Source organism: Paraburkholderia sp. BR14312 (genome assembly GCF_040948675.1).
Lineage (GTDB): Bacteria > Pseudomonadota > Gammaproteobacteria > Burkholderiales > Burkholderiaceae > Paraburkholderia > Paraburkholderia nodosa_A.
Window position 1 is genome coordinate 223,517 of the sequence record NZ_JBFPKI010000011.1, and the last position, 15,657, is coordinate 239,173.

Sequence of the window (15,657 nt, forward strand, 5' to 3'; positions counted from 1 at the left end):
CAACTGTTTTATAAAGAAAAAATTAGATCACTTATCCACATTTAGATACGTTCTGTGGGTGATATGTCACATGAAGCCCCGTTTTCGACCGTTATCAAGGGACTAGAATACATTTTCGTGCGGCGGGCGTGCAGTCTTCCGAATGGAGGGGAATTGCATTGCCGATTACGAGGGTGAGCGCTGTGTTATTGACGAGCACTGTTGCCCGGGGCGGCGCGGCTGAACGCGGCGCCTACCTGGCGCGCGCGCCGTTTGTCGCTTCCGTGCGGGTAGGTTGAGGTCGTCGCAATCGACGCGTGCCGCAGGTTGTCGCGCGCGGCCACGAGTTCGACCCCGGCGCCCAGCGCATGCGAGGCGTGGGTGTGCCGCAGCCAGTGCGGGCTCGCCAGCCTCAGCTTCACGGCGAGCGGCGGATTTCGCGCTTCCACGCAGGCCGCCACCTCCTGGAAAAACTCACCTGTGATCCGCCGCAGCCGCGCGGCACTAATCCCCGTGTCCGTCGTGCCGCGGGCGTCATGCTCGCCCGTTTCATGTTTGACATCCAGCGCGCCCACCAGCGGCGTGGCGGGATGCCAGCCTCCTGCCGCTCTGGTGTCGTTACGGCCACTGACCAGAGTTCATCGATATATTGCACTTACGCATTCACGCTTGTCTCACTGGGGCTCTCCTGCGGTTGGCCTTGATCTACAGGGAGGCGGCTTTGGGGCACCCAACCCCAAATCTTGGCGGAGTCGTCCCGTTTTGCCAGAGTTTGTTCGCGTGGAATCTCGGGCATGAGGAAGGCCATCTTCCCAATCCCTGAATCCCGTTGAAATCTGCTCGGGTGCCGCCACGCACAGCGGCACGTCTGCGCGCGCGTCCCCCATGGGGTGCCCTCGTCCGCCCCTTCCTCTCTTCGCCTCACCCCCCTCGCTCCCCCGTTCAGGGGATGTTCCGCCCCCTTGTCTGAGCCGAAGATGACGTCATTCGGGATGTCACTGTCCACCAGTAGTACGACAAATCTGTGCCAGCCCGCCATCCACTTTCAGACTCAAGGAGAGATTGATGCAGGACGACGTGCAGAAAGCGGCGCCTTCGGCCCATGCCTATCCGCTGTTGATCAAGCAACTGCTGCATACGCCATTCGTTCAGGCGCCGGACCAGGAGATCGTCTACCGCGGGCAGCTGCGCATGACCTATTCGACGCTTCGTGAGCGCATCGCGCGCCTCGCCAGCGGCCTGAAGGGGCTCGGCGTGCAGCATGGCACCACGGTCGCTGTGATGGACTGGGACAGCCATCGCTATCTGGAGTGCTACTTCGCCGTGCCGATGATGGGCGCCGTGCTGCAGACGGTCAATGTGCGTCTTTCGCCCGATGAAATCGCGTACACGATCGACCATGCCGGCGCCGAGGTGCTGCTCGTGCACACCGACTTTCTGCCGGTCGTCGAAGCGATCAAGGACAAGCTCGAGAACGTGCACACCTTCGTCTATATCGACGAGCCGGACAGTGTGGCCGCCGCACATTCGATCGACTTCGTGGCGGAATACGAAGCGATGCTGGCGCAGAGCGAAGCGCACTACGACTTTCCCGATTTCGACGAGAACACCCGCGCCACGACGTTCTACACGACGGGCACGACCGGCCTGCCGAAAGGCGTCTACTTTTCGCATCGTCAACTCGTGCTGCATACGCTCACGCTGATGGCGGCGCTGGCGAGTCCCGTGTCCGGTCAGCGCTTCCATCGCGGCGACGTGTACATGCCGCTCACGCCGATGTTCCATGTGCACGCGTGGGGCATGCCCTATATCGCGACGGTCATGGGCGTGAAGCAGGTTTATCCGGGCCGCTACATGCCGGACCGCCTGCTGCACCTGGTCCGCGACGAAGGCGTCACGTTCTCGCACTGCGTGAGCACGATTTTGCACATGCTGCTCAACAACGCCGAGTCCGAGTCGGTCGACTTGAGCAAGTGGAAGATCGTGATTGGCGGCGGAGCCTTGCCGCAGGGCCTTGCGCGCAGCGCGCTCGAACGCGGCATCGACATCTTTGCCGGCTACGGCATGTCCGAGACTGGCCCCGTGCTGAGCCTCGCACAACTGCCGATTGGCAGCGAGGCGGTCGATCTCGACGAACAGGTGCGCCTGCGCTGCAAGACGGGCTTCCCGGTTCCGCTCGTCGATCTGCGCGTCGTCGACGAGGAGATGAACGACCTCCCGCGCGACGGCAAGGCCAGTGGCGAAATCGTCGTGCGCACCCCCTGGCTCACGCAGGGCTACCTGAAGAATCCCGAGGCATCGGAGCAGCTCTGGGCGGGCGGCTATCTGCATACGCAAGACATCGCCAATATCGACCCGACCGGCAATCTGCAGATTACCGACCGCATCAAGGACGTGATCAAGTCGGGCGGCGAGTGGGTGTCGTCGCTCGAGATCGAAAGCCTGATTTCGCTGCATGCAGCCACGGCCGAAGTGGCGGTCATCGGCATCAAGGACGAGAAGTGGGGCGAGCGTCCCGTGGCGCTCGTGGTGCTCAAGCCCGGTGCCAAAGCGAGCGAGAGCGACATCAAGCAGCACGTCATGACGTTCGCCACGTCGGGCCGGATCTCGAAGTACGCCGTGCCGCAGATCGTCAAGTTCGTCGATGCACTGAAGAAGACGAGCGTCGGGAAAATCGACAAGAAGTGGCTGCGCGAGCAGTTTGCCTGATCGGTCATTCACAAGGTTAAAAGAGGAATACTCACTATGAGCATCAAGGGATACAGCATCGCCACGATCGACGACTTCGTGGGCCGCGAGCTGGGCGTATCGGAATGGGTCGTCGTCGATCAGGCACGCATTGACGCATTCGCACACTGCACGGGCGACCGGCAATGGATTCACGTGGACGTCGAGCGCGCCAGACGCGAGAGTCCGTTTGGCGGCACGATCGCGCACGGCTATCTCACGCTTTCGCTGCTGGCCGCGCTCGCCATGGAGATCGGCATGATTCCGGAGGATGCGTCGGCGGGCCTGAACTATGGACTGGACAAGGTGCGCTTCATGACGCCGGTGAAGGCGGGCGCCCGGGTGCGCAACCGCGTGACCCTGGTGTCGGTGGAGAAGAAAGGCGGCGGGCGCATCATCGTCAAGACGATGAACGAACTGCAGATCGAAGGCGAAGACAAGCCCGCGCTGGTCGCCGAGACCCTCGCGATGCTCGTGGCGTAATTCGGGCGTTCAAGGACGCACAATGCGTCGAATAAGGAGCAGGAAAATGGCTGCAACCCCGAAAGACAATTCGCATAACGAACAGATCGACGATATCTCGGCGTCGGCAACGGAAGGCATGCTCGGCCCCAATCCGTTTGTCGGGCTGCGGCCGTGCGATATCCTGGCCACGGCGCAGCAGATCGGCGCGCAGGCCGTGCGGCAGCCCGCGCTGCTGGTCGAACAGGAAGCGGCGCTCGTGCGTAATCTGCTGGCCGTGCTGGGCGGCAATGCGAAAAGCACGCCGCCCGCAGGCGACAAGCGTTTCGCCGACCCTGCGTGGCAGGACAACACGTGGTATCGCATGGCGCTGCAGGGCTATCTGGTATGGCGCGACGCCCTGAGCGGTTTTGTCGACCGCTCGACACTGGACCCGAAGAGCAAGGAGCGCGCGCAATTCGTGATGTCGCTCTTCACCGATGCGCTTTCGCCCACGAACACGCTGCTCGGCAACCCGGCGGCGCTCAAGAAGGTCGTCGATTCGGGCGGCGCGAGCCTGATTGGCGGGCTGAAGAACGCCATGTTCGACATGCTGAAGAATCAGGGCATGCCCGCTCAGGTGGACAAGAGCGCCTTCGAGGTGGGCAAGAACCTCGGTACTTCGCCGGGCGCGGTGGTGTTTCGCAACGAAGTGCTGGAGCTGATTCAGTACAAGTCGGCCACGGAGCAGGTCTATGGCCGTCCGCAATTGATCGTGCCGCCGCAGATCAACAAGTTCTACGTGTTCGACCTCTCCGAAGGCAAGAGCATGGTCGACTACCTCGTGAAGAACGAGTTCCAGGTGTTCGCGGTGAGCTGGCGCAATCCCACGGCAGCCCAGAGCCACTGGGATATGGATACGTACGTCTCGGCGCTGCTGGAGGCCATCGAGGCGGTGCGCGACATCACTGGCAGCGACGATGTGAACCTGCACGGCGCATGCTCCGGCGCGATGACGATTTCGGCACTGCTCGGGCACCTCGCGAGCCGCGGCGACAAGACGGTCAACGCCACTACATTGATGGTCGCCGTGCTGGACAGCACCGCCGATTCGCAGCTCGGCCTCTTCTGCACGCCCGAAGCGATCGCGGCGGCCAAGCAGAACAGCCTTGCGCGCGGCGTGCTCGCGGGCGAGGAGATGGGGCGCGTGTTCGCGTGGATGCGGCCCAACGATCTGGTGTGGAATTACTGGGTCAACAATTACCTGCTGGGCAAGGCGCCGCCCGCGTTCGACATCCTCTACTGGAACAACGATACGACCCGCTTGCCCGCGCGCTTTCACGGCCAGCTGCTCGACATTTTCACGGGCAACCTGTTCAGCAAGCGCCACGCGCTTACGGTGCTCGATACGCCGATCGATCTCTCCGAGGTCACGTGCGACACCTACGTGGTTGCGGGCATGACGGATCACATCACGCCGTGGAAGGGTGTTTACAACACGGCGCGGACGTTCGGCGGCAAGACGCGCTTCGTGCTCAGCTCGAGCGGTCATATCCAGAGCCTGATCAACCCGCCGGGCAATCCGAAGGCGAAGTACTTCATGAACCCGGAACTGCCTGCGGATGCGGATGCGTGGCTCGCAAGCGCCAAGCCCGAAAAGGACTCGTGGTGGGGCAACTGGCGCGAGTGGCTGGCCAGCCGCTCGGGTGAGCGCCGCAGCGCGCCGGCATTGCTCGGCAACGAGCGTCACGCTGCGCTCGCCGACGCACCGGGAACGTACGTGACCGAGGCCTGATATACGACCCGTCGTCCTTACGCTGTGCATTGTTTTTTCAACGTAGTACTAATGGAGCTTCAATCATGGAATCTACCAATCCGACTCATCTTTTCGCCGAATACACGAAGGTTCTCGGCCAGTTCAAACTGCCGGGTGTCGATGTGGCCGCTATTCTCGAATCGCGCCGCAAGGACATCGAGGCGCTGGCCCAGGCCAACAGCGCGGCGCTTGCGGGCGTGCAGTCCCTCGGTCTGAAACAGGCTGAAATCCTGCGCACGACCATGACCGAGCTGCAGTCGCTCGTGGCGAAGCTGGGCGCGCAAGGCGCGGCGCCGGGTGCGAATGCGGGCGAAGTCGTGCAGCAGGCGCTGCATAAGGCGCTCGTCGACATGCAGGAACTCGCGGATACGGCTTACCGAGCGCAGTCGGACAGCATCGCAGTCGTGACGAAGCGTGTGGCCGAGCACGTCGAGGAGCTGAAGGCGCTCCTGCAGCCGAAGAAGTAAGAGGGTACGGCGATGCAAAACGCCGATGTTTCCAATGACGCGTCCCGCAGCGAGACACCCGTGCAAGAGGTCGAGCAGATGAGAGCAGAGGCTTGCAGTCCCGATTCGAGCGGTGGCCCGGCCAGCATGCAGGTCCAGACCGTCGACATTGACGGTCAGGTCCTGCGCGTGGGCGTCCGTCACGGCAGCGACGCTTCCCCGCCGCTGCTCCTCTTCAACGGCATCGGCGCGAATCTCGAACTGGTGGAGCCGTTCGTCGAGGCGCTGGGGGACGTGGGCGTCGTCATCTTCGACGTGCCCGGTGTCGGCGGGTCGCCCGTGCCGCTCGTGCCGTACCGCTTCTCGACGCTTTCCGTGCTCGCGGACAAGCTCCTGACGCGGCTCGGCTACGACGGGCCGGTCGATGTGCTCGGGGTCTCGTGGGGCGGGGCGCTCGCGCAGCAGTTCGCGCGCCTCTACCCCACGCGTTGCCGCAGGCTCATTCTCGCGGCGACGTCGCCGGGCGTCATCATGGTGCCGGCGCGGCTCTCGGTGCTCGCGAAGATGATCGGACCGCGCCGCTACACCGACCGCAGCTATATGAAGCAGGTGGGCGCCGAGATTTATGGCGGTGCTTACCGGCGCGATCCCAGGTTGCTGGAGGAACATAGCCGGCATATCCATCCGCCGCGCGGCCGCGGCTACCTCTATCAGCTGCTGGCCGCGTCCGGCTGGACCAGCCTGCCGTGGCTCGGTGCGCTGCGTCAGCCCACGCTCGTGATGCACGGCAACGACGACCCCATCGTGCCGCTGACCAACGCGAAAATCCTGGCGGCCCGCATCCGCAACTCGACGCTCTACGTGATCGACGACGGTCACCTGTTCCTGATCGCGCGTGCGAAGGAAGTCGCGCCCGTAGTGCGCCGTTTCCTGCGCGAGGAACTGGCGTGAACGAGTCAGTCAGCGAACAAGTCAGCGCGATGACCGACGGCGACGAAAGCCGGCTGAATGCGGCTGACCAGGCACTGGCAGCACGCAAGACGCGGCGTCTCAAACGCATGCAGCGCACCGCGACAAGTCTGCTCGCGGTCGTGTTCACGGTGCTGCTCGCCTGCGTTTTCCTGCAGGCGAAATATCCTTGGCTGGCCGGACTTCCCTGGCTCAGGGCATTCGCGGAAGCCGGCACGGTGGGCGCGATCGCGGACTGGTATGCGGTGGTCGCGCTGTTCCGGCGGCCGTTTGGCCTGCCGGTTCCGCATAGCGCGATCATTCCACGAAATCAGCAGCGCATTGCGGTGAGCCTCGGCAAGTTCGTCGAGGCCAATTTTCTCGCGCCCGAGCTCATCATTGGCCGGCTGAGCGGGCATAACGCCGCGCAGGCGCTGGCCGTGTGGCTCGCCGAGCCGCGCAACAGCCGGGCCATCGGCGACGTGGTAGCCGACTCGCTGCCGCGCCTGCTGAACGGCATCGACGACGCGCACGTCGAGCAGTTCTTCGAGCGCGTGGCCACGCCGCAACTGCGCAAGCTCGACGTTTCCCGCGCCATGGGCGAAATCCTCGAAGTCCTGACCGAAGGCAATCATCATCAGCCGCTGCTGGACCGGGGGCTGGCAGGACTGGAGCAATGGCTCGCAGCTAACGTAGACCTCATCAAGGCCAAGTTCAGCGAAGCGTCGAGATACACGCCCGCGCCGCTCGATGCGTATATCGTGAGGAAGTTCGTCGAGGGCATCGTCGCGCTGCTGCATGAAGTGGCGGCGAGCCCGGAGCACGAGCTTCGACACCAGTTCGACGAAGCGGTGCAGGACCTGATCGTCCAGTTACAGCGTTCGTCCGTGTACCGGCGTTTTGGCCGGTCGCTGATGCGCGACTGTCTCCGCCATTTCAGAAACGAGGCCTATGCGCAGCGCTTGTTGGACCACGTGCGCGCGCGCGTGATCGCCGATGTCGAACGTGACGATTCCATTGTGCGCGGCGCGCTGGCAGGCGTGCTCGCAACGCTTGGCAGAAGCGTGAGCGAGGAGAGCGCGATCCAGAACAAGCTCAACGCGTGGTGGCTGGAACTGGCGCGCGAGCTGGTGGTGCGCTATCGCCATCGACTCTCGGCGCTGATCACCGACGTCGTGAAGGGCTGGAACGCGCAGGAGGTCAGCGGCAAGATCGAGGCGGAGATCGGCCATGATCTGCAATACGTGCGGATCAACGGCACGCTGGTGGGCGGGATGGTCGGCGTGCTGCTGCATGGGCTCGCGCTCGTGATCGTGAGGTGACGCCGGTGCGATTCAGACGGTCCCCACCAGTCCCAGCGATTGGGCCCGCGCCACCGCCTGCGCGCGCTTGTCCACCGAGAGCTTCACGAAGATGCTCTTCACGTGCGACTTGACGGTCTCCGGCGCGATGCCGAGCGTGCGCGCGATTTCCTTGTTCGACTGGCCGTGCGCAATCAGCCCGATGATGTCGCGCTCGCGTGCACTGAGTGCCTCGCGCTCCGAATTGCGCGCGCGCGTGTCGCCTGGCTGGTACAGTGCGCGGCTGCCGTCCAGCAGACGATCGACGTAGGCCAGCAGCGCCTTCGCTTGCGCCTCGCCGCGCAGCGCTTCACGCACGGTCTGTAGCAACGGCACGATCTGCGGCCCCTGATCGACGATGGACTGGTAGAGCCCCGCGGGCGCGGCGGCCTTCAAGACTTCGCGAAAGGTCTCGACGGCCCGCGCGCGCTCGCCTGCCGCCATCCAGACGAGCGCGAGCACCGTGCGCAGGCGCAGCGCGAGATAGCAGCCGTGCCGGCACTCGATGGCTTGCAGCGAGGCCGTCAATGTGTCGGCGGCGTCCTGCGTGCGGCCCTGTTCCATCGCGAGATATGCGCGCGCGAGCCCACGGTAGGTGGCGATCTCGGGAGCCGCGGACGTTGCGGCAGCGCTGGCCGCATCCGCAAGCCGGTCGAGCTGCGCCACGCTGGCCGCGGCTTCCACGATGCGGCCTTCAGCGAGGTTGAGCCGCGTGCGTTCGACGAGGGCGCCGGCGCTCAGGCGGTCCCATTTGCGCGCGTAGGCCAATGCCTGCGCCCGATCGATCAACGCATAGGCTTGCACGGTATCCGAACGCGCCCCGGCGGTGCGGATCAGCATCCGGTAGGCCATCAGGGCGCTGTCGAGCAGCACGGCCGCGTCGATCACGGGCATCAGGTCGCTCACCAGCGCCTCGGCTTCGTCCAGCCGGCCTTGCTCGTAGCGCAGTTGCCCGATCATCGGCGCGACCTGCGCGACGGCGATGGACTTCGGGCCGGCGTGCCGCTCCGCGAGCCGCATGGCTTCCTGAAAATAGCGCTCGGCCAGCGGGAAGTGCAGTTGCTGCATCTCCACGTGGCCCAGCAGCGTGAGCCGGTAGACCGACGCGAACACGTTGCGCGAGTCCTCTTCGATCGAATACGGAACCCACGGCACCGCGTAGAGCGCTTCCAGACTGCCCATTTTCCAGTGTGCGAAGCGCGCGACGTTTGAGGCCACGTTGGTGGTCCAGACGTCGGTCGATGGCCGCCTGAGGCAGCTTTCGGCAAGCGCGAGGCAGGCGTGCGCGTCGTCCTGAAGGGCGGCCACGACAGAGCGGATCGCCTGGCATTCCCAGTGCACTGAGTCGGGATCGGCGCTCGACGCGGCGTCTTTCTCGATCGTATCGAGCATGGGGAGCGCTTCGTCAAAGCGCATGGCGAGCGCCATTCCCCAGGCGATGGCGAGTGTGACCTTGATCTGCGAGCGCATCAGGTGCGCCGGGAACTGCCGCTGCCAGCCGAGCAGTGTGAGCAGGTCGCCTTTCGTGACCAGCGCCATTGCGCACCGGCCAATCAGCGAGACCGCCTCTTCGGCATCCCCCGCGGCGATGGCATGCCTGACCGCGTCTGTCCATTGCGCTTCCTGCGCGTACCACTGGCATGCGCGGCGATGCAGGTTGGCGACCTCGTCGCGGTGCTGTGTTTGCAGGCGCCGGTGCAGGTATTCGCCCATCAGATGATGGAAGCGGAACCAGGTGCCGTCGAGATCGAGCGGTTCGAGCAGCAACTGGCGCGCGGCGATCGACTCCAGCATGGCCTGGCTCGTCCTGACGCCGGTGAGCGCCTCGCACAGCGGCGCGCTCAGCCGCTCGAGTATCGAGGTGCGCAGCATGAATTCGACCATGCCGCCCGGCAGGCGCTTGACCATGTCCTCCAGATAGGCCGCAAAGGGGCGCGACGCGCCCGAGGCCGGCGCGACCTCCGCATCCGGTTTGTGTGCGGCGCGCGCCAGCACCGATGCGGAAATGCGCAATGCGGCGGCCCATCCCTCGGTGCGGGTAAAGAGCGACTTGATGCTGGATGCATGCAGCTTGCCCGGGCATTCGTGCTCGACAAAGCTGCGCGTTTCGTCGAAGTCGAAGCGCAACGTGGAGGCGTCGAGCTCCAGCAGGCTGTTGCCGGCTCGCAGGCGGCCGAGCGGCAGCGGCGGGTCGGTGCGCGTGCAGATCACCACGTGGACGTGCGACGGCGCGTTTTCGACCAGAAACGACACCGCGTCGTGGACGGCCGGCAGGCTGATCAGATGGAAGTCGTCGAGGAAGATGCAGACCTCGTCGGCGACCTCGACGAGCTCGTTGATGAGCGTCGAGACGATCGCCTGTGCCGGCACCAGCGACGCCGCTGTCGTGAGCCCGATAGCCGACGCGCCGACGTTGTCGCACGCCTGCTGCAGGGCCTGCGCGAGGTGATAGAGGAAGCGCGCGGGCTCGTCGTCTTCGCTGTCGAGCGACAGCCACGCCACCAGTACGCCCTCCCTGCGCAAGCGCTCGAGCCAGGTCAGCGCAAGCGAGGTCTTACCGAAGCCCGCCGGGGCCTTGATGACGGTGAGACGTTTGTTCTCAGCCTCCCCGGCGAGGCAGACCAGGCGCGGGCGGTCGATCAGGCCCGCGGGCAGCCGGGGCGGAAAGATCTTCGTCGCGAGCAAAACGGGAGGTCTGGCCGCGAATGCTCCTCCAGTCACCGCTCCTGACGCTTCGGTCACGTGCATGGGCTGCTCCGTGTCAGCGGGTTCGCCCCGGCTGCGTCCCCTTTTTTTTCGATCGGTCACCCCTGTATGGGGGATATTGCACCGCGTCAGCCTGAGAGACCATGGCATCTAACGAAGCGGACGGAAAAATGATAGCCCAACCGCTACGAAGCTGGTGCGGTTGAGCGCGACAAATTACGTTGCAGCGCACAAGGCCACAGCGTGGGAAGCACGGAGAACAGTTCGTTCTCCATACCATTGGGATGATCTAAAGGAGCGGAGCAGGCAATGAAAGTACTTGTACCAGTCAAGCGCGTCGTCGATGCAAACGTGAGAGTGCGCGTGAAAGCCGACGGCAGCGGTGCGGATGTCGCAAACGTGAAGTTCTCGATGAACCCCTTCGACGAGATCAGCGTGGAGGAGGCCGTTCGCCTGAAAGAGGCCGGCGCCGCGACGGAAGTGGTCGCCGTGTCCTGCGGCGTGCAGGGCTGCCAGGAAACGCTGCGTACGGCGATGGCGACGGGCGCCGACCGCGGCATCCTCGTCGAAACCGATGTGGAGCTGCAGCCGCTCGCCGTCGCGAGGCTTCTGAAGGCGCTGGTGGACAAGGAGCAGCCGCAGCTGGTGATGCTCGGCAAGCAGGCCATCGACGACGACGCGAACCAGGTCGGCCAGATGCTGGCTGCGCTGCTTGACTGGCCGCAGGCGACGTTCGCCTCGAAGGTGGAGATCGAAGGCGGCAAGGCGGTCGTGACCCGCGAGATCGACGGCGGCCTGGAGACGATCGAAGTCGACCTGCCCGCGGTCATTACCGCCGATCTCCGTCTGAACACGCCGCGCTACGCGAGCCTGCCCAACATCATGAAGGCGAAGAAGAAGCCGCTCGACGTGGTGAAGCCCGATGCGCTCGGCGTGGACGTCGCCCCGCGACTGCAAACACTGAAGGTCACCGAACCGCCGAAGCGCGAACCCGGCGTGCGCGTGGCCGACGCCGCGGAACTCGTGGCGAAGCTGCGCAGCGTGGCCCAAGTGATCTGATACGCCAAGGAAAAGGAAACAGAAATGACAGTCCTCATCATTGCAGAGCACGACAATCAGGTGCTCAAGGCAGCGACTCTGAACGCCGTGACCGCCGCCGCGCGTCTCTCGGACGACATCCATGTGCTCGTGGCCGGTTCGCAATGCGCGAACGTGGCCGAACAGGCGGCGCGCGTTGCCGGCGTGACCCGCGTACGCGTGGCCGATGCTGCCCATTATGGCCACGCGCTGGCCGAAAATCTCGCGGCGCTCGTCGTGAAGGTCGCGCCTGAATATAGCCACGTGCTCGCGCCGGCCACCACGACCGCAAAGAACGTGATGCCCCGCGTCGCCGCGCTGCTCGATGTCGCGCAAGTCTCGGACATCATCGCCGTCGAATCCGCCGATACGTTCGTGCGCCCCATCTACGCGGGCAACATTCTCGCGACCGTGCGCAGCGCCGACCGCATCAAGGTCATTACCGTGCGTACGACGGCCTTCGACGCCGCGAGCACGCAAGGCGGCGGCGCTGCCGTCGAACCGCTGGAGCCGGCGCCTGAAATGCCCGGTGCCCGTTTCGTGAGCCAGCAACTGACACACTCCGAGCGGCCGGAGCTGACCGCTGCGCGACGCGTGGTTTCAGGCGGACGCGGGATGGCGTCCGGAGAGAACTTTGCGCTGCTCGAAGATATCGCCGGCAAGCTTGGCGCAGCGGTGGGCGCTTCGCGCGCGGCGGTCGATGCGGGGTTCGTGCCCAACGACTATCAGGTGGGACAGACCGGCAAGGTGATCGCGCCGCAACTCTACGTCGCGGTGGGCATTTCGGGTGCGATCCAGCATCTGGCCGGCATGAAGGACTCGAAGGTGATCGTTGCGATCAACAAGGATGAGGAAGCGCCGATTTTCCAGGTCTGCGATTACTGGATCGTCGGCGACCTTTTCAAGGTGCTGCCCGAACTCTCGCACGAACTGGACAAACTGCAGCAAGGCTGACGAAGGAGCCGACCATGACGACCTATATTGCCCCCCTGCGCGACATGCGCTTTGTGATGAACGAACTGGCTGGCCTCGAGGCGATCGCGGCATTGCCCGGTTTCGATGACGTCTCGCCGGAACTCGCCGATGCCGTGCTCGACGAGGCGGCGAAGTTTGCGACCGAAGTGCTCGATCCCCTCAACAAGCCCGGCGACGCACAGGGTGCGCGCCTGACCGGGCATGGTGTGGCTGCCGCCGACGGATTCGCGCGTGCCTATGAGCAGTATGTTTCGGGCGGCTGGTGCGGCCTCGCCGGAGACCCGGAATTCGGCGGACAGGGCTTGCCTGAACTGATGCATGCAGCCGCGGTGGAGATGTGGAATTCATCGAACATGGCGTTCGCGCTGTGCCCGATGCTCACGGCGGGCGCAACGGAAGCGATCCGCCTGCACGGTTCGCAGACGCTGAAGGAGCGCTATTTGCCGAATCTCGTGAGCGGCGAATGGACCGGAACGATGAACCTGACCGAGCCACAAGCCGGCTCGGACCTCGCGGCGGTAAGAACGAAAGCCGTGCCTGAGGGGGAGCACTATCGTATCCACGGCCAGAAGATCTTCATCACGTGGGGCGATCACGACATGACCGGCAACGTGATCCACCTCGTGCTCGCGCGCCTGCCTGACGCGCCCGAAGGCGTGCGCGGCATCTCGCTCTTCCTCGTACCCAAGTTCCTGCTGAACGACGACGGCACGCCCGGCGCCAACAACGACGTGCGCTGCATCTCTCTTGAGCACAAGCTCGGCATTCATGCGAGCCCGACTTGCGTGATGAGCTTCGGCGAAAACGGCGGCGCGATCGGTTACCTGGTCGGCCAGGAGAACAAGGGCCTGGCGCACATGTTCACGATGATGAACGAAGCACGCCAGAAGGTGGGTATCCAGGGCCTCGCGATGGCGGAGCGCGCCTGGCAGCAGGCCCGCGAATACGCGAAGGAACGCGTGCAGGGGCGCCTCGCGAGCGGCAAGTCGCCCAACGCGGTGGCGATCGTGCATCACCCGGACGTGCGCCGCATGCTGATGACGATGAAGGCGCAGGTCGAAGCGATGCGGGCCTTTGCCTACGTGATGGCAAGCGACATGGATCGTGCGCACCGGCATCCCGACGGCGACGAGCGTGCGCGTCACCAGGCTCGCATCGATCTGCTGATTCCGGTGCTCAAGGGCTGGTGTACCGAACTGGGTGTCGAGATCGCGTCGATGGGCGTGCAGGTGCATGGCGGCATGGGCTACATCGAAGAAACGGGCGCCTGCCAGTTCCTGCGCGATGCGCGGATCGCGACGATCTACGAAGGCACGACCGGCATTCAGGCGGCAGATCTGGCCGGCCGCAAGCTGGCGGCCGATCGCGGCGCGGCAATGGCAGCGCTGATTGCACAGCTGCGCGAAGTCCTGCCCGCACTGGAGCGCAACGCCGATGCGCAAGTCGTATCGATCGGCACGCGTTTTGCCGCGGCCGTGCAGGCACTCGAAGACGCTACCGCCTGGATGCTGGGCGCGTTCGCCAAAGACGCCGATGAAGCACTCGGCAGTTCGGCGGATTACCTGATGCTCGTGGGCTATGTGTGCGGCGGCTGGCAGATGGCGCGCGCGGCGGCGGTGGCGTCGCAGAAGCTGGCGGCGCAGGAAGATCCGGAGTTCTATCAAGCCAAGCTCGCCACCGCACGGTTCTACGCGGAAAAGATCCTGCCCAAGGCGTCTGCGTTGCTGGAGGCGATCAAGGCCGGCACATCGGGCGCGGTCGTCATCGAACAGCTGTAAAGCAGTTGCACGGAATTTTCAGAAACCTCCGTTGAAGTCAATTCGGAATCCATATCAAAATGAAAGTGAAGAAATTCGTATGTCTCGCCCTGATGCCCGGGGCGATATGCAGTAGCGCGATGGCCCAGAGCGCGGGCAGCCTCATCACCAGCGTGGGTGGGGCGTGGCTCGACTTTGGGCAATCGTCGGCGACGCCCATGACAAGCACCACGGCGTTCGGCACCTATACTTCGCCGGGCACGGGCGGGCAGATCCACAATACGTTCACCGCCGAACTCTCGATGACGTATTTCGTCACGGACCACATCGCGCTCGATCTGGCGAGCGGCATACCGCCCAAGCTCAAGCTCTATGCGCAGGGCAGGGTGACGCCAGTCGGGCCGAGCGGTCCGGGGCTCGACCTGGGCAACCTGCAGCCGCTCGCCACCACGCGATCATGGCCGCCGATCCTCTTCGTGAAGTATTACCTTGGGGATGCGCAGTCGAAATTCCGGCCGTTCGCGGGCGTGGGCGTGAATTACACATGGTATTCCCATACCGAACTCAACTCGACTTTTAGCGGCGCATTGCAGCGGTTCGCCGGGCCGGGCAGCCATGTCGAAAGTTCCTTGAGTCCGTCCTGGAATCCAGCGTTCAATGCGGGCGCCTCGTACAATTTCAGCAAGAACTGGTACGCCACGGCGTCGGTCACCTATTTACCGCTCAAGACGAATGCGACAGTGACGGCCTATGCCGCCAATGGACAGCCTGCGCTCACGAACAAGACGCGAATCACTGCGAATCCATGGATTACGTTCGTGGGGGTTGGATACCGATTTTGATCAGACTGGGTGCGCGACTCGTTCGGCCCGGCGCTCGCGCCCCCCTCCATCGACATGGATACGCGGCTAACACCATTGTGCAATTGAGTTGCGGACCGCTTTGCGCTTAAGCTTCCATTGCTGGTCGAGCCGGCGAGCCGATCGTTCAAGGAGAAGATGCTCGTGAAAGTCTCTCATTTGCCTCGATGCGTCGCCCTCGGCGCAGCGTTCGTCTCGAATGCGATTTATGCACAGGAGATCGGCGCCAGCCTCGATTGCCATCTCGGTCCCCACACGTTCATCGAGCAACTGGTCGATGAAAAGGAGATCGATCCTGTACCCATGAAAGTGTCGGCCAACTCGGTCAACGCGTACCGGCTCAGGCCGAATCAGAACTTGACGGCACTCGGATTCAAGGTGCGGGCCGTCTTCGGCTTTTCCCCGAACGACGCCATGTTCACCCAGAAAATCAGCGAAGGTGAAACGCCCCATCGCGTCTATGGTGTCGTCGTCATGGCAGGGAAAGAGGCGGTCAGCGAACGCATTCGCGAAACGGGTAGCCCGGCGACGGTAAGGGAAGTCATGCCGCTCGTCATGACGGCGGTCGTTTGCGACAAATAGCCT

12 protein-coding genes and 1 pseudogene are annotated in these 15,657 nt (G+C 64.1%); 11 read left to right on the forward strand and 2 right to left on the reverse strand.

Annotated features, from left to right (window positions below; translation table 11 throughout):
• Positions 1-185: 185 nt before the first annotated feature.
• Positions 186-452: pseudogene (locus AB3X98_RS29090) on the reverse strand (tyrosine-type recombinase/integrase); the annotation flags it as partial.
• A gap of 592 nt (positions 453-1,044) precedes the next feature.
• Here AB3X98_RS29090 and AB3X98_RS29095 point away from each other — a divergent pair.
• The 6 genes from AB3X98_RS29095 (at position 1,045) to AB3X98_RS29120 (ending at position 7,679) form a co-directional block, all read left to right on the forward strand.
• Positions 1,045-2,688 (forward strand): fatty acid--CoA ligase, encoded by a 1,644-nt coding sequence (locus tag AB3X98_RS29095; RefSeq protein ID WP_368603426.1) that lies wholly within the window; start codon positions 1,045-1,047, stop codon positions 2,686-2,688.
• Positions 2,689-2,724: 36 nt separating this feature from the next.
• Positions 2,725-3,189: a MaoC family dehydratase gene (locus AB3X98_RS29100; protein ID WP_368603427.1), complete on the forward strand. Its 465-nt coding sequence runs from the start codon at positions 2,725-2,727 to the stop codon at positions 3,187-3,189.
• Positions 3,190-3,235: 46 nt separating this feature from the next.
• On the forward strand, positions 3,236-4,942 hold the full coding sequence (locus tag AB3X98_RS29105; RefSeq protein ID WP_368603428.1) for an alpha/beta fold hydrolase: 1,707 nt from the start codon (positions 3,236-3,238) through the stop codon (positions 4,940-4,942).
• 65 nt (positions 4,943-5,007) lie between these two features.
• On the forward strand, positions 5,008-5,430 hold the full coding sequence (phaP, locus tag AB3X98_RS29110) for a TIGR01841 family phasin (protein ID WP_176365821.1): 423 nt from the start codon (positions 5,008-5,010) through the stop codon (positions 5,428-5,430).
• A 78-nt stretch (positions 5,431-5,508) separates the two neighbouring features.
• Positions 5,509-6,360, forward strand: coding sequence for a poly(3-hydroxyalkanoate) depolymerase (gene phaZ / locus AB3X98_RS29115; RefSeq protein ID WP_368603429.1), 852 nt, complete (start codon positions 5,509-5,511; stop codon positions 6,358-6,360).
• Positions 6,357-7,679, forward strand: a complete 1,323-nt coding sequence (locus AB3X98_RS29120; protein ID WP_368603430.1) for a DUF445 domain-containing protein — start codon at positions 6,357-6,359, stop codon at positions 7,677-7,679. Before phaZ ends, AB3X98_RS29120 begins: the two co-directional genes overlap by 4 nt.
• 12 nt (positions 7,680-7,691) lie before the next feature.
• Here the strand turns inward: AB3X98_RS29120 and AB3X98_RS29125 are convergent, their stop codons facing one another.
• Positions 7,692-10,445 carry a LuxR C-terminal-related transcriptional regulator gene (locus tag AB3X98_RS29125; protein WP_368603431.1) on the reverse strand — a complete coding sequence of 918 codons (2,754 nt, stop codon included), beginning with the start codon at positions 10,443-10,445 and terminating at the stop codon, positions 7,692-7,694.
• A gap of 267 nt (positions 10,446-10,712) precedes the next feature.
• On the opposite strand from AB3X98_RS29125, the gene AB3X98_RS29130 reads away from it, so the two are divergent.
• From AB3X98_RS29130 to AB3X98_RS29150, 5 genes are all read left to right on the forward strand, one after another.
• The gene (locus AB3X98_RS29130) at positions 10,713-11,462 is read left to right on the forward strand and encodes an electron transfer flavoprotein subunit beta/FixA family protein (protein ID WP_368603432.1); all 750 of its coding nucleotides are present in this window, start codon (positions 10,713-10,715) and stop codon (positions 11,460-11,462) included.
• A gap of 24 nt (positions 11,463-11,486) precedes the next feature.
• Entirely contained in the window at positions 11,487-12,434 is a 948-nt protein-coding gene (locus AB3X98_RS29135) for an electron transfer flavoprotein subunit alpha/FixB family protein (RefSeq protein ID WP_368603433.1), read from the forward strand.
• Between the two features lie 14 nt (positions 12,435-12,448).
• Positions 12,449-14,233, forward strand: a complete 1,785-nt coding sequence (locus tag AB3X98_RS29140) for an acyl-CoA dehydrogenase C-terminal domain-containing protein (protein WP_368603434.1) — start codon at positions 12,449-12,451, stop codon at positions 14,231-14,233.
• A 59-nt stretch (positions 14,234-14,292) separates the two neighbouring features.
• Positions 14,293-15,054 carry an OmpW family protein gene (locus AB3X98_RS29145; RefSeq protein ID WP_368610356.1) on the forward strand — a complete coding sequence of 254 codons (762 nt, stop codon included), beginning with the start codon at positions 14,293-14,295 and terminating at the stop codon, positions 15,052-15,054.
• 156 nt (positions 15,055-15,210) lie between these two features.
• Positions 15,211-15,654: a hypothetical protein gene (locus AB3X98_RS29150; protein WP_368603436.1), complete on the forward strand. Its 444-nt coding sequence runs from the start codon at positions 15,211-15,213 to the stop codon at positions 15,652-15,654.
• Positions 15,655-15,657: the final 3 nt, after the last annotated feature.